We start from the raw sequence: 13,138 nt of genomic DNA on the forward strand, positions 1-13,138 counted from the left end.
AGGTGAGTGCCCCGGACCCGCCCAGGGTCCGGGGCGCTTCCCGTCTCCAGGAGTCCACGATCACCCGTCCCGACCGCCGCAGCCTGCGTCCCGTGCTCGTCGCCTCGACCACGGCGCTGGTGTCCCTCGCCCTCCTCGTCGTGGCCGTCCGTCTCGGGTGGCTGGGCGCCGACGTCGGCCGGGGTGCGGAGTTCTGCGAGGTCGAGCCCGTCGGCCCGGTCCGTCAGCCGGCCAACACGCTCAGCAACCTCGGCTTCGTGCTCGCCGGCCTGGCCATCGGCTGGCACGCCGGGCTCCCCCACGGTCGCCTGGCCCGGCGCGGTCTCGCCACGTCGTACGCCGTCGTCGTGGTCCTGCTGGGACCGGGCAGCATGGCCATGCACGCCACCCAGAGCGAGCTGGGCGGCCGGCTCGACCAGCTCTCGATGTACGTCCTGGCCGGCTTCGCCGCGGCGTACGCCGGGATCCGGCTCTCCGGGCACGGTGTCGGCACCTTCGTGGCCGCCCTCGTCGCGCTCGTGGCGCTCGGCGACCTCATCGGCCGGGCCGGGACCCTCCCGGTGGTCAACAACGCCGGCAACGCCGCGTTCACGGTCGTGCTGGTGGTGGCCGTGGTCCTCGAGGTCCGGCTCCGCCGCCGCGCCGACAGCCCGGCGGGAGTGGCGTGGATCGTCGCGGCCCTGACCACCATGGCGGTCGCCTTCGCCGTCTGGACCCTGTCTCGGTCCGGTGCTCCCTTGTGCGACCCGCACTCGTGGGTCCAGGGCCACGCCGTGTGGCACCTGCTGTGCGCCGTCGCGGCGTGCTGCCTCTACCGCTACTGGACGACGGAGCCCGAGCCGGCCGGAGCTCAGGAGAGGGCGGAGCCGGCCTTGTAGTCGGCGTAGGAGGCGTTCCAGTCGCCGTAGCCGTTGGTGAGCGTCATCCAGCGGTCGGTGCCGGTGTACTCCACGACGTCGCCGCGGCGGCTCATGGCGTAGAGCCAGCCGGCGTCGGCGGTGGAGAGGCCGGTGCAGCCGTGCGAGACGTTGGCGCTGCCCTGGGAGCCGACGGACCACGGGGCGGCGTGGATGAACTCGCCGGAGTAGGTGAGCCGCATCGCCCACTGCACGTCGTCGATGTCGTAGGCCTCCGGGTCGTCGGCGCTGATGCCGACGGTCTCGGAGTTCATCCGGCGCTCGTCGAACATCTCCATGATGACCTTGGTCCCCGAGCGGGTGGTGAAGCCCGGCTTGCCGGTGGTGATCGGGAGCGTCCGCAGCAGCGTGCCGTTGCTGAAGACCTGCATCTGGTGGGTCTGTGCGTTGACCTTGTAGACGTGTGCGTCGCCGACCTGAAAGTCGACGGTGCGGCTCTTTTGGCCGTAGATGCCGTTGCCGGCCGGGACCGAGTTGACGTCGATGTCGACCGACACGTCGGTGCCGGCCTGCCAGTACGTCCGCGGGCGGTAGTGGGCCTCGTTGTCGCTCATCCAGTGCCAGGTGCCCGGCTGGGCCGGGGTGCTGGTCACCGTCATGTGGCGCTCGAAGGCGGCCTTGTCCGACACGGGCACGTCGAAGGTGACGACCACGGGCATGCCGACGCCGACGGTCTCGCCGGCGAGCGGCGCCACGGACGGGTAGGTCTGCTGGTCCAGGGTCAGCTCCTGGGTGCGGAATCGCACCGGGCGGGTCACCTCCTGGCCGTCGCTGCGCACGGCGCTGCTGCGCGCGACGTAGTCGGTGCCGGGCTCCAGGCGTCCCGTGGACAGCCAGGTGCCCCCGTCGACCTCGCCCGCGAGCCGGGTGCCGTCGCCGGCCGTGACCACGACCTTGGTCAGCTCGCCACCCTCGGCGGTCAGCTCGACCGGCTGCCCGATCGGCATGGCATTCGGGTTGCGTACGCCGAGCGCGAACCGCACCGGGTCGGCCTTCTCCGCCGCCTGCGTGGCGTCGCCTCCGCGGGGTGCCGAGGAGGCGTCCGGGTCGCTGGAGGTGGACGACTGGCACGCCGCCAGCGCGGCGCAGAGCAGCACTCCGGAGAGGGCTGCGCCGACGCGGCGTACGGACGGCGTGCTGGTGCGGTCGTGAGCGTGCATGCGCGAGCGATCCCCCAGAAGGCGTGGAGCCAGGTCGCTTCTAGGGTAACCGCGTGCCCTGACGGGGCAGAATCAGTGCGCGTGCTCGCCGCGGTAGTACTCGTAGATCCAGCCGGAGAGCGTGATCGCGCCGATCGCGCCACCGATGATCAGGAGCCACCAGGCGCCCATGGCCGTGCCGAACACCATGGTGCCCAGCGCCATGGCGCACCACAGCGGCCACCACGAGTACGGCGGGAAGAAGCCGAGCTCGCCCGCTCCGTCGGCGATCTCGCCGTCCTTGCGGTCCTCGGGACGCGGGTCCATCTTGGCCGCGTGGAAGCCGAGGTAGAGCGAGATCATCAGCGTCAGCAGGGCCGTCATCGTCAGGGCGGACGTGCCCGTCCAGTCACCGGTGATGAACCAGTAGGCCGGCGTCACCAGCACGAAGAAGATCGTGGTGATGATGAAGATCCAGGACTCAGCCTTCATCGGGCGTCCCCTCCGGTGGTGTCGTTGCCGTCGACGCGTCCGCGCAGCATCTCCTCGCGTCCGTCCACGTCGGGTGCGTCGGCCGGCTCACCACGACGCTCGGCGTCGTTCTCGGCGAGCTCGAGCATCGCGATCTCCGGGTGGTGGAGGTCGAAGGCCGGCGACTCGGAGCGGATGCGAGGCAGGGTGTGGAAGTTGTGGCGCGGCGGCGGGCTGCTGGTGGCCCACTCGAGCGAACGGCCCCAGCCCCACGGGTCGTCGACGCCGACCATCGGGGACTTCATCGAGGCGTAGACGTTGTAGAGGAACGGCAGCGTCGAGGCCCCGAGCAGGAAGGCACCGATGGTGGACACCTGGTTGAGGGTGGTGAAGCCGTCCTCGGGGAGGTAGTCGGCGTAGCGGCGCGGCATGCCCTCGACACCCAGCCAGTGCTGGACGAGGAAGGTGGTGTGGAAGCCGACGAACAACAGCCAGAAGTGCAGCTTGCCGAGGCGCTCGTCGAGCATCCGGCCGGTCATCTTGGGCCACCAGAAGTAGAAGCCCGCGAACATCGCGAACACCACCGTGCCGAAGACCACGTAGTGGAAGTGCGCCACCACGAAGTAGGAGTCGGACACGTGGAAGTCGAGCGGCGGGCTGGCCAGGATGACGCCCGTCAGGCCACCGAAGAGGAAGGTCGTGAGGAAGCCGATCGACCACAGCATGGGGGTGTCGAAGGACAGGGATCCCCCCCACATCGTGCCGATCCAGTTGAAGAACTTCACTCCGGTGGGCACCGCGATGAGGAACGTCATGCCGGAGAAGAACGGTAGGTCGACGGCACCGGTGACGAACATGTGGTGCGCCCACACGGCGACCGAGAGGATCGCGATGCCGAGCGTGGCGCCGACGAGGCCGACGTAGCCGAAGAGGGGCTTGCGGCTGAAGACCGGGAGGATCTCGGACACGATGCCGAAGAACGGCAGCGCGATGATGTAGACCTCCGGGTGGCCGAAGAACCAGAACAGGTGCTGCCACAGGATCGGGCCACCGTGTGCCGGGTCGAACACGTGCGCACCCAGCAGGCGGTCCGCCTCGAGCGAGAGCAGCGCGCCGGCGAGGATCGGGAAGGCGATCAGCACGAGCAGCGAGGTGACCAGCGCGTTCCAGACGAAGATCGGCATCCGGAACATGGTCATGCCGGGGGCGCGCATGCAGATGATCGTGGTGATGAAGTTGACGGCACCGAGGATGGTGCCGAGGCCGGCCATCCACAGGCCCATGATCCACAGGTCGCCACCGACGCCCGGCGAGCGGACGCCGTCGGAGAGCGGCGTGTAGGCGAACCAGCCGAAGCTCGCGGCACCCGACGGGGTCAGGAAGCCGGAGGCGGCGATGAGCCCGCCGAAGAGGAACAGCCAGTAGCTGAACATGTTGAGGCGCGGGAACGCCACGTCGGGCGCGCCGATCTGGAGCGGCATGATGACGTTGGCGAAGCCGAAGAACAGCGGCGTCGCGAAGAGCAGCAGCATGATCGTGCCGTGCATCGTGAAGAGCTGGTTGTAGAGCTCGTCGTTGACGACCTGCTGGCCCGGGAACGCGAGCTCCGAGCGGATCAGCATGGCCATCAGGCCGCCGACCATGAACCACCCGAACGACGTGATGAGGTACATCTTGCCGATCAGCTTGTGATCGGTCGTGGTCATGATGCGGACCAGCTGCTGGCCCAGCGTCTTGCCGGTGTCCGGCGTGGTGCTGGTGGTGCCCGGGGTCGCGGTGGCGGTCACTCCGTGCTCCCTTCGGTGTCTTCGTCGTCCAGGCCGGCCTGGGTGATGGCGTCGGAGCCACCGAGGAGCGGCTCGTCGGCGATCCAGCCCTGGTCGGCGAGGTCGAGGAGGTAGGCGTCGTAGTCGGCCTGGCTGACGACCTTGACGTTGAAGAGCATCCGCGAGTGGTAGGTGCCGCAGAGCTCGAAGCACTTGCCGGCGTAGTCACCCTCGACGGTCGGCGTGACCTGGAACTTGTTGACCCGGCCCGGGATGACGTCCATCTTCATGAGGAAGGACGGCACGCCGAAGTTGTGGATCACGTCGGGTGAGTTCAGGTTGAACTGGACGGTCTGGTCGACCGGCAGCCACAGGGTCGGGATCTGCGAGGCGGTGCCCGACGTGTAGGGCGTCCGGCCGCCGTCGCCCTGCTCGGTGTAGTTGAACGTCCAGGACCACTGCTGGCCGACGACGTCGACGACTAGGTCGGGCTCGGGCTCGAGGGCGATGGCCTCGTCCTGCACCTTGACGGTCCAGTAGAAGAAGACGATCACCATCATGATCGGAGCGATCGTGTAGAAGATCTCCAGCGGCAGGTTGTAGCGCGTCTGCACCGGGATCTCGTCGTCGCTGCGGCGGCGGAAGCGGAAGACGACCCAGAAGATGAGGCCCCAGACGATGACGCCGGTCACCATGGCGGCCAGCCACGCGTAGCGCCACAGGTCGTAGGTCGCCGGACCCGTCTCGGTCATCGGCTCCGGCATCGCCAGCCGGGCGATCTGGTCGCTGTCAGCCGCGTCGCCGCAGGCGCTCAGGAGCAGCAGCAGGGCGCCCACGAGCACACCGGCCGCGACCCGACGTACGGGCACGGCTGCACGCTTGGGAAGTTGCAGACCCACGAACGAGCCTCTCTTTCGGTCAGTCTCGACTGTGCGAACACTATCTCCAATCAGGTCGTGTGGGTGGGGCGGGTGGGGTGTCGGCGCGCACATCCGCCGCAGGACGGGGACCGTCGGGGCGATGGTCTAGGTTCGGCGCGTGAGCAACCCGTCCGGTGCCGGCCCGAGCGGGCCGGACGACGGCCGGTCCATCGACCTGGACGCGGCCTCGTCCACGTCCCTGCACCCGGCCGCGCGGGAAGTCCTGCTGGCGGCACTCGACCGGGGGTACGCCGACCCGCGACGCCTCCACGGCCGGGCCCGCGACGCCCGGCTGCTGCTCGACAACGCCCGGGAGGCGACGGCCGACGCGCTCGGCGTACGGGCGGACGAGGTGACCTTCACCGGCAGCGGCACCGACGCCGTCCACCGGGGCCTGCTCGGCCTCGTGAAGGGGTCGCGGCGCGGGGACGTCGTCGTCCACTCCGCGGTGGAGCACTCCGCGGTCCTGCACGCGGTGGCGTGGGGCGCCCGGGGCGTGTCCGTCGGGTGTGACCGCCTCGGCCGGGTCCGCGGGGACGAGCTCCTGGGCGCCATCGCGCCGGAGGTCGGCGTCGTGGCCCTCCAGACCGCCAACCACGAGGTCGGCACCGCCCAGCCCGTCGGCGAGCTCGAGCTCCCCCACGACGTCCCCCTCTTCACCGACGCCTGCGCCTCGATGGGCCGCCTGCCCCTGCCCGGCGGATGGGCGGCGGCCGCAGGCTCCGCCCACAAGTGGGGCGGCCCGGCCGGGGTGGGCGTGCTCCTGGTCCGCAAGGGCACGCGCTGGCGCAGCCCCTTCCCCGGCGACGACCGGGTGGACGAGCGGTCCTCCGGCTTCGAGAACGTCCCCGCCGCACTGGCCGCCGCCGCGGCTCTCCAGGCGGTGGTGGCCGAGCGCGACGAGGTCAACGCCCGCCACCACGCGCTCGTGGACGGCGTACGCCGCCGGGTCGCCGCCGAGGTGCCGGACGTGGAGGTGGTCGGGGACCCCGTCGCCCGACTCCCCCACCTGGTGACCTTCTCCTGCCTGTACGTCGACGGCGAGGCCCTCGTCCACGAGCTCGACCGTCGCGGCTTCGGCATCGCCAGCGGCTCGGCGTGCACGTCGTCGACACTGGCACCGAGCCACGTGCTCGAGGCGATGGGCGTGCTCACCCACGGCAACGTCCGCCTCTCGTTGCAGCGGGACGCCACCCGCGCGCAGGTCGACGCCTTCTGCGACGTGCTGCCCGGCGTGGTCCGCGACATCCGTGCGAGGGTCGGCCTGTGAGCGTCCCGGACCTCGAGCTCGACTGCCGCGACCTGCGCTGCCCGATGCCGATCATCGAGCTGGCCCGCCACCTCGACGACGTCGCACCGGGGCAGGTGCTCGCCGTCGTGGCCCACGACCCCGCCGCGCGCGTCGACGTCCCGGCGTGGTGCCGGATGCGGGAGCAGGAGTACGTCGGCGAGGACGTCGCCGACGACGGCGCGCCGCGCTACCTCGTGCGGCGGGTGGTCTGAGTCACGGGTGCAGCGTGCGCAGGTGCGGCTCGACGTCGCTGACGGCGTCCGCGCCGTACGTCGCCTCCAGCCGCCGCAGGAAGGCGGCCCGCGAGAGCGTGTACTCCTGGGTGCCGACCTGCTCGACGACGTGGACGGCCAGCAGGCAGCCCAGCTGCGCGGCGCGCTCGAGGCCGAGGCCCCAGCCGAGGGCGGCGAGGAAGCCGGCCCGGAAGGCGTCGCCGACGCCGGTCGGCTCGACCTTCTCGATCTCGGGGACCGCGCCGACCGTGATGGACTCCTCGCCCTTGCGGTCGATGCGGACGCCCGCGGCGCCGAGGGTGACGACCCAGGTGCCGACGCGGTCGAGGACCTCCTCGGCCGACCAGCCGGTCTTCTGGATGATCAGGCTGGCTTCGTACTCGTTGGAGAAGAGGATCTCGGCGCCGTCGATGAGCGGGCGGATGAGGTCGCCGTCACCGAACGCGAGCTGCTGGGACGGGTCGGCGACGAAGCGGTAGCCGCGCTGGCGGCACTCGTCGGTGTGGCGCAGCATGCCCTGCGGGTCGTCCGGGCCGATGAGCACGAAGTCGGGGGTCCCGACGCGGTCGACGATCGGCTTGAGCTCGATCTCGCGGGCCTCGCTCATGGCGCCGGCGTAGAACGACGCGATCTGGGCGTGCGCCGAGTCGTTGGTGCACACGAAGCGGGCCGTGTGCCGGGTCTGCGAGATGTGGACGGCGGTGCAGTCGACGTTGTGCCGCTCCAGCCAGGCGCGGTACTCCGCGAAGTCCTCGCCGACCGCGCCGATGAGCACGGGCCGGAGGCCGAGGTTGCCCAGTCCGAAGCAGATGTTGGCGGCGCACCCGCCGCGGCGCACCTCCAGCTCCTCGACCAGGAAGGAGACCGACAGCTTGTCGAGCTGGTCGACGACCAGGCTGTCGGAGAACTTCCCCGGGAAGGACATCAGATGGTCGGTCGCGATGGATCCGGCAATCAGCAGAGGCACGCGCGAACACTACCCCCGGGTACGGCTGGGGATACCCTTCGGTAGCCCCTAGCGTCGGCCGCATGACGTCTCCCGACAGCGCCGCACGCCTGACCCACGCCGACCTCGCGAGCACGAGCGAGATGGCCGCCGACTGCCGCGCGACCAGCCGCAACCTGCGCCTCGAGCACGCCGCGCGGGCCGCGGTCTCCGCCGCGCCGAGCATCCGCTACGAGGACTACCCGCGCGAGGTCGCCAAGCGCGACATCCGGGTCAGCGAGGCGGCCGCCCGCCTTGCCGAGGCGCTCTACGGGCGCTGACCGGCACGTACGACGAAGGGCCCCCGCCATCGGCGGGGGCCCTTCGTCGTGCTCGAGGTCAGTGGAAGGAGTCTCCACAGGCGCAGGAGCCGGTCGCGTTGGGGTTGTCGATCGTGAAGCCCTGCTTCTCGATCGAGTCGACGAAGTCGATCATGGCGCCGTTGAGGTAGGGGACGCTCATCCGGTCGACGACGACGGTCACGCCGTCAAAGTCGGTGGTGACGTCGCCGTCGAGGGTGCGCTCGTCGAAGAAGAGCTGGTAGCGCAGGCCCGAGCAGCCACCGGGCTGCACGGAGATGCGCAGGGCCAGGTCATCGCGGCCCTCCTGCTCGAGGAGGCTCTTGACCTTGCCTGCGGCGACATCGCTCAGGTTGATCTGGTCGGTGCGGCGGTCAGTGGCGGTCTCGACCTGCTCGGTCATGCGGTGCTCCTCAGAAGTCGAATCAAAGCGGGTTACCAGCACCAATGGTCGCACACGTCGGGTTATTCCCCCTGACCGGTGAGCACGGGGTCAGGCGCTGGGGAGCTCGACCACGAACACGGCTCCCGGACCTCCGGCCTCGAGGGTGGCGGTGCCCGCGTGCTGCTCGGCCACCGACCGCACGATCGCGAGGCCGAGACCCGTGCTGCCGTCGTCGTGCGCGCGGGCCTCGTCGCCGCGGAAGAACCGGTCGAAGACCCGGTCCCGCTGGTCGGGCGGCACGCCCGGGCCGTCGTCGGCCACCACGAGCCGGACCGTCCCCGCGTCGGCGTCCGCGCCCAGGCTCACCGTGACCCGGGTGGTCGCGTGCCGGTCGGCGTTGGCCAGCAGGTTGCGGACCAGACGACCCAGATCACCAGAGGAACCGTGGACCGGCGCGGCGCTCACCCCCGACGTGTCGATCTCCACGCGGGCACTCGACCGCAACCGACGGGCCTCCTCGAGCACCACGTCGTCGAGGTCGACCAGGCGGTGCAGCGCGGGCCCCTCGTCCTGACGGGCCAGGTAGAGGAGGTCCCGCACCAGCTGCTCCATCCGCGTGCCGTCCGCGAGGAGCAATCGTGCGGTGTCCGGCCAGTCGGTGGATCCTCCACCCTCGAGACCGACCTCGAGCGTGGTGCGGTACGCCGCCAGTGGGCTCTGCAGCTCGTGGGCCGCGTCGGCCACGAACGCCCGCTGCCGTGCGTGCGCCTCCTCGACCGGGCGCAGGGTCCGGCCGATCAGCATCCACAGCAGGCCGGTCGCGGCGAGGAGGACCAGGGGCAGGCCCAGGGCGAGGGCGCCCACCAGGCTCGCCACCGTCTCGCCGGTCGCCTCCGTGCTGTGCCCGACGTAGACGACGGCCGGACCGGCCGGACCGCGGGCGGTGACCGCCCAGACCCGGAAGTCCTCCGTCTCGTCGTCGTCGCGCACGTCCTCGAGGTCGTACGCCTCGGGTCCGCCGCCCTCCGGGGCGAGGCCGGTGATCGGGCCTGAGTCCCCGAGGTTGGCCGACGCGGCCAGCACGCGGTCGCCGGATCCCACGACCTGGGCGACGGAGTCGTCCCCGACGTCGGTCAGCACCGGGGTGAGGGACCCCGCCTCCAGCGCGGCCGCGACGTCCAGCGCCCGGGTCCGGGACAGGTCGTCGGCGGCGGCGCCGACCGAGCGCTGGAAGACCAGCACGATGAGCACGGAGGCCAGCACGAGGATGACGGCGAGCACCAGGGCGGCGACCCCGGTCAACCGCCGCCGCAGTCGTCCGGACCCGCGCTCAGCCACCCTGGGCGTCCAACCGGTACCCGGCGAGGCGCACCGTCTGGAGCGACGTCCGGCCGAAGGGGATGTCGATCCGCTGCCGCAGCTGACGCACGTAGACCTCGACGATGTTGGGGTCCCCCTCGAACGCGAAGTCCCACACGTGCTCGAGGATCTCGGACTTGGGCAGCACCTCCCCCGGGCGCCGCATGAAGAACTCGAGCAGCGAGAACTGCCGCGGGGTGAGCGGCACCTCGGTGCCGCCGCGCCAGACCTGGTGGGCCGCGGGGTCGAGCCGCAGGTCCCCCGCGACCAGCTCGGTCGGGCGCGAGCCACCACCGCGGCGCAGGAGCGCACGCAACCGCGCGACCAGGACGGCGTACGAGAAAGGCTTGCTGAGGAAGTCGTCGGCTCCCCCGTCGAGGGCCCGCGCCTCGTCGTCGGGGGCGTCCTGCGCGGTCAGCATCAGCACAGGCGTCCAGTTGCCGGCGTCACGGAGGGTGGCGCAGAGCTCCAGTCCGCTCAGGCCCGGGAGCATCACGTCGAGCACGAGCGCGTCGTACGGGTTCTCCCCGGCCAGCCAGCGGCCGTCCTCACCCGTCGACGCCACGTCCACGGCGAACCCCTCGCCCTCCAGCCCCCGCTTGAGTGCGCGCGCGACCCGCGTGTCGTCCTCGACCACCAGGATGCGCATGCCAACACCGTGGCACGGCCGGGCTGAACGTGCGCTGAAGGCGGGCTGACGAAGGGTTCAGCGTGGCTTCAACATCGGCGGGGCACGATGGTCGGAGCACGCCACCACACCGAGGAGACCGACATGAACCGCAAGAAGATCGCCCTCGCCGGGGCCACGGCAGCCGCCCTCGTCCTCGCCGGCGGAGGTGTCGCGATCGCGGGCGGGGTCGGCGACGACGACGCCTCCGAGAGGCCGATCCCCGGACCGGAGCTCCAGCAGGCCGAGGACGCGGCGCTGGCCGAGACCGGCGGCGGCGAGGTGACCGGGACCGAGGTGGAGGACGAGGAGAGCTGGTACGAGGTGGAGGTCACCCTGGACGACGGGACGCAGGTGGACGTCCAGCTCGACGAGGACTTCACCGTCGTCGGCACCGAGTCCGAGCGCGGTGACGAGGAGTCCGGCACCGACGACTGACGTCGGTCCCCGTCAGCGCGACCAGGTGCGGGCGACCCGCTCGGCGAGGTCGCTCAGCGCTCCGGAGGGGTCCGCGAACGCGCGCTCCTCCCCCACCAGGTCGACCAGGGAGTAGGCCGACTCGATCCCCAGCGCCCGCATCTCGCGGGACCCGACCAGCACCTGGCCGGCCAGCGCAACGCACGGCCGCAGGGCCTCCGCGGCGATCTCGGCGACGCCGTACGGGACCTTGCCGGAGCGGCTGGAGAAGTCGAACGCGCCCTCGCCGGTGATCACCAGGTCGGCCCGGCGGGCCCGCTCGAGGAGCCGGACGTGCTCGGCGACCAGCGCGATGCCGGGCTCGCGGCGGGCACCGAGGACCAGGAGGGCGTAGCCGATGCCGCCGGCGGCGCCGGCGCCCTTCTCCAGCGACGTACGCCGGTCGGTGACGGCCGCGAACGCCTCCAGCCACCCGTCGATCCGGGCGACCTCCTCCTCGGGGATGCCCTTCTGGGGGCCGAACGACTTGGTGGTGCCGAAGAGACCGGTGAGGGGGTTGTCGACGTCGGTGGCGGCCACCAGGGTGACGCCGGCGAGCCGCTCGCGGGCCGGGGCGAGGTCGACGGTCGTGACGGTGTCGAGGGCGATGGCCCCGCTGTCGAGGATGCCGTCGGAGAGGGCACCCAGCGCCGCCAGCACGCCGGCACCGCCGTCGTTGGTGCCGGAGCCGCCCAGCCCGACCACGACCGTCGACGCCCCGCTCTCGACCGCGGCGATCAGCAGCTCACCGACGCCGTTGCTGCTGGCGAACTCCACTCCCCCGTCGATGAGGTGCAGCCCGACCGCCTGCGCGGTCTCGACGTAGGCGACGTCCTCGACGAACAGGACCGTCGCGGGCACCTGCTCGCCGTGGGGCGCCTCGACGGTGACGGCGAGCAGCTCGCCGCCGAGGGCCGCGTGCAGGACGTCCACGAAGCCGGGACCGCCGTCGGCCATCGGCGCCAGGTCGAGGACGTCGTCGGGCGCGTGCCTGGCCCACCCGGTCGCGATCGCCTCGGCGGCCTCGACCGCGGTCAGGGTGCCGGAGAACTTGTCCGGCGCGATGAGCACGCGCATGCGGCCATCCTGTCGCATGCCACCGCTGCCCGCGCACGGCGGCGTCGCGCCGAGTCGCCGGGACTACCCCAGGTCGACGATCGCCGCGACCGGGCCGCCGCCGTCGGGGCCCTGGTGGGCCGCGGACACCGACACGAAGACCGCCGGGTCGCCCGTGACCGCAGCCGTCACGCCGCCCACGCACGACTTGATCTGTCGGTGCCAGTGCACGTCCGAGTCGTCGAGCATGGCGTTGCGCCGGCCGCGGACCTGGCCGTCCTGGGAGACCTCGCACTTGAGGAAGACGTTGACCAGCCGACCGTCGAGATCGGTGTGGTGCGGTCGCTCGGGCAGCTCGAGACCGGCGGAGCGGATCGCGTCCCAGATGCCGTCGGCGTCGAGGGCGTCCTTCATCACCGAGTGGCCGACGCGGTAGCGCCCGCCGACGCCGGTGGCGTTGCCGACGACCACCACCTGGGCCTGGTCGAGCTCGACGCCCGACGAGCACGACGCGACCGCCGAGAACAGCGACCGGTCGTGCATGACGTCCTCGTCGGTCGGCATCTCGATCTCGCCGAGCGCCACCGCGATGCCCAGAGCCGTACAACCGTTGGAGAGGTCCATCGACTCGTGGGTGTGCTCGGTCCAGACCGTCTTGCCGCGCGACTTGGCGTCGCGGATCGTGTGCACGGTCAGCAGCGGGGTCTTGGTCTGGACGTAGTGGACGTCGGCGACGTCGGTGATGCCGGCCTTCTCCATGGCGACCCGCACCGCGTCGGCCACCTTGGTGACCATCGCGACCCGGCCGATGTCCTCGGGCATCAGCACCTCGCTCATCGCGAACCCGACTGTCAGCCTCGACTCCTCGGTGGGCTCGGCGTCGGTGGTCGCGAAGATCGTGGCGTGCGGGCTGATGACCCCGTCGGTGCCGCCGGACCACACGATCGGCACCTGCGCGACCTGCTCCGCGGCCGCCCCCTTCGCGACCAGGACTTCGCGGAAGGCCCGGTCGGCGATGATGCGCGTGTAGTCGTTGACCCCACCGTTGCCCTCGGTCTTGCCGATGATGGCGATCACGCGGTCGGCCGCCATCACGCCGTCGTCGATCAGCTGGGCGAGCTCGCTGGCGTCGGCGACGGAGTGGATCGGGACCTTGCGGACTTCGATGGCACTGGGCATGGATCGGTTCCTTTC

Annotated in this window: 15 protein-coding genes; 5 read left to right on the forward strand and 10 right to left on the reverse strand. The window is 71.4% G+C overall.

Going from position 1 to position 13,138, the window contains the following annotated elements:
* Positions 1-2: 2 nt before the first annotated feature.
* On the forward strand, positions 3-878 hold the full coding sequence (locus ASG88_RS00840) for a ceramidase domain-containing protein (protein ID WP_235534666.1): 876 nt from the start codon (positions 3-5) through the stop codon (positions 876-878).
* Here ASG88_RS00840 and ASG88_RS00845 read toward each other — a convergent pair.
* From ASG88_RS00845 to coxB, 4 genes are all read right to left on the reverse strand, one after another.
* On the reverse strand, positions 851-2,077 hold the full coding sequence (locus ASG88_RS00845) for a L,D-transpeptidase (protein ID WP_082599764.1): 1,227 nt from the start codon (positions 2,075-2,077) through the stop codon (positions 851-853). The two genes, ASG88_RS00840 and ASG88_RS00845, sit on opposite strands and share 28 nt — an antisense overlap.
* Before the next feature lie 72 nt (positions 2,078-2,149).
* Entirely contained in the window at positions 2,150-2,548 is a 399-nt protein-coding gene (locus ASG88_RS00850; RefSeq protein ID WP_056885515.1) for a cytochrome c oxidase subunit 4, read from the reverse strand.
* A complete protein-coding gene (ctaD, locus tag ASG88_RS00855; RefSeq protein ID WP_056885516.1) occupies positions 2,545-4,314 on the reverse strand; it encodes a cytochrome c oxidase subunit I in 1,770 nt (589 codons plus the stop codon). The genes ASG88_RS00850 and ctaD overlap by 4 nt, the downstream gene beginning before the upstream one ends.
* Positions 4,311-5,162 carry a cytochrome c oxidase subunit II gene (coxB, locus tag ASG88_RS00860; RefSeq protein ID WP_235534667.1) on the reverse strand — a complete coding sequence of 284 codons (852 nt, stop codon included), beginning with the start codon at positions 5,160-5,162 and terminating at the stop codon, positions 4,311-4,313. Before coxB ends, ctaD begins: the two co-directional genes overlap by 4 nt.
* Positions 5,163-5,331: 169 nt before the next feature.
* Between coxB and ASG88_RS00865 the strand changes: the two genes are divergently transcribed.
* Complete coding sequence (locus ASG88_RS00865) at positions 5,332-6,483, forward strand: cysteine desulfurase family protein (protein WP_235534668.1); 1,152 nt, start codon at positions 5,332-5,334, stop codon at positions 6,481-6,483.
* Positions 6,480-6,716, forward strand: a complete 237-nt coding sequence (locus tag ASG88_RS00870) for a sulfurtransferase TusA family protein (RefSeq protein ID WP_056885518.1) — start codon at positions 6,480-6,482, stop codon at positions 6,714-6,716. Before ASG88_RS00865 ends, ASG88_RS00870 begins: the two co-directional genes overlap by 4 nt.
* A gap of 1 nt (position 6,717) precedes the next feature.
* On the opposite strand, the gene ASG88_RS00875 is transcribed toward ASG88_RS00870, so the two are convergent.
* On the reverse strand, positions 6,718-7,704 hold the full coding sequence (locus tag ASG88_RS00875) for a carbohydrate kinase family protein (protein WP_056885519.1): 987 nt from the start codon (positions 7,702-7,704) through the stop codon (positions 6,718-6,720).
* A 62-nt stretch (positions 7,705-7,766) separates the two neighbouring features.
* Here ASG88_RS00875 and ASG88_RS00880 point away from each other — a divergent pair, with 62 nt between their 5' ends.
* The gene (locus ASG88_RS00880; RefSeq protein ID WP_056885520.1) at positions 7,767-8,003 is read left to right on the forward strand and encodes a hypothetical protein; all 237 of its coding nucleotides are present in this window, start codon (positions 7,767-7,769) and stop codon (positions 8,001-8,003) included.
* Between the two features lie 58 nt (positions 8,004-8,061).
* Here ASG88_RS00880 and erpA read toward each other — a convergent pair whose 3' ends face one another.
* From erpA to ASG88_RS00895, 3 genes are all read right to left on the reverse strand, one after another.
* Positions 8,062-8,424, reverse strand: coding sequence for an iron-sulfur cluster insertion protein ErpA (gene erpA, locus ASG88_RS00885; protein WP_056885521.1), 363 nt, complete (start codon positions 8,422-8,424; stop codon positions 8,062-8,064).
* 90 nt (positions 8,425-8,514) lie between these two features.
* Positions 8,515-9,744, reverse strand: a complete 1,230-nt coding sequence (locus tag ASG88_RS00890; RefSeq protein WP_157559497.1) for a sensor histidine kinase — start codon at positions 9,742-9,744, stop codon at positions 8,515-8,517.
* Entirely contained in the window at positions 9,737-10,414 is a 678-nt protein-coding gene (locus ASG88_RS00895; RefSeq protein WP_056885523.1) for a response regulator transcription factor, read from the reverse strand. The genes ASG88_RS00890 and ASG88_RS00895 overlap by 8 nt, the downstream gene beginning before the upstream one ends.
* A gap of 123 nt (positions 10,415-10,537) precedes the next feature.
* Between ASG88_RS00895 and ASG88_RS00900 the strand changes: the two genes are divergently transcribed.
* Positions 10,538-10,870 (forward strand): PepSY domain-containing protein, encoded by a 333-nt coding sequence (locus tag ASG88_RS00900; protein WP_056886000.1) that lies wholly within the window; start codon positions 10,538-10,540, stop codon positions 10,868-10,870.
* 12 nt (positions 10,871-10,882) lie between these two features.
* On the opposite strand, the gene ASG88_RS00905 is transcribed toward ASG88_RS00900, so the two are convergent.
* Complete coding sequence (locus tag ASG88_RS00905; RefSeq protein WP_056885524.1) at positions 10,883-11,965, reverse strand: glycerate kinase; 1,083 nt, start codon at positions 11,963-11,965, stop codon at positions 10,883-10,885.
* A gap of 63 nt (positions 11,966-12,028) precedes the next feature.
* Complete coding sequence (locus ASG88_RS00910) at positions 12,029-13,123, reverse strand: ring-opening amidohydrolase (protein ID WP_056885525.1); 1,095 nt, start codon at positions 13,121-13,123, stop codon at positions 12,029-12,031.
* Positions 13,124-13,138 lie beyond the last annotated feature (15 nt).

Source organism: Nocardioides sp. Soil777 (genome assembly GCF_001428425.1).
In the GTDB taxonomy this organism is placed as follows: domain Bacteria; phylum Actinomycetota; class Actinomycetes; order Propionibacteriales; family Nocardioidaceae; genus Nocardioides; species Nocardioides terrigena.

Excerpts from the sequence above, each read along its gene's own strand:
- ASG88_RS00845 (WP_082599764.1), bottom strand. The coding sequence starts at position 2,077 with ATGCACGCTCACGACCGCACCAGCACGCCGTCCGTACGCCGCGTCGGC.
- ASG88_RS00850 (WP_056885515.1), bottom strand. The coding sequence starts at position 2,548 with ATGAAGGCTGAGTCCTGGATCTTCATCATCACCACGATCTTCTTCGTG.
- ASG88_RS00880 (WP_056885520.1), top strand. The coding sequence starts at position 7,767 with ATGACGTCTCCCGACAGCGCCGCACGCCTGACCCACGCCGACCTCGCG.
- erpA (WP_056885521.1), bottom strand. The coding sequence starts at position 8,424 with ATGACCGAGCAGGTCGAGACCGCCACTGACCGCCGCACCGACCAGATC.
- ASG88_RS00895 (WP_056885523.1), bottom strand. The coding sequence starts at position 10,414 with ATGCGCATCCTGGTGGTCGAGGACGACACGCGGGTCGCGCGCGCACTC.
- ASG88_RS00900 (WP_056886000.1), top strand. The coding sequence starts at position 10,538 with ATGAACCGCAAGAAGATCGCCCTCGCCGGGGCCACGGCAGCCGCCCTC.
- ASG88_RS00905 (WP_056885524.1), bottom strand. The coding sequence starts at position 11,965 with ATGCGCGTGCTCATCGCGCCGGACAAGTTCTCCGGCACCCTGACCGCG.
- ASG88_RS00910 (WP_056885525.1), bottom strand. The coding sequence starts at position 13,123 with ATGCCCAGTGCCATCGAAGTCCGCAAGGTCCCGATCCACTCCGTCGCC.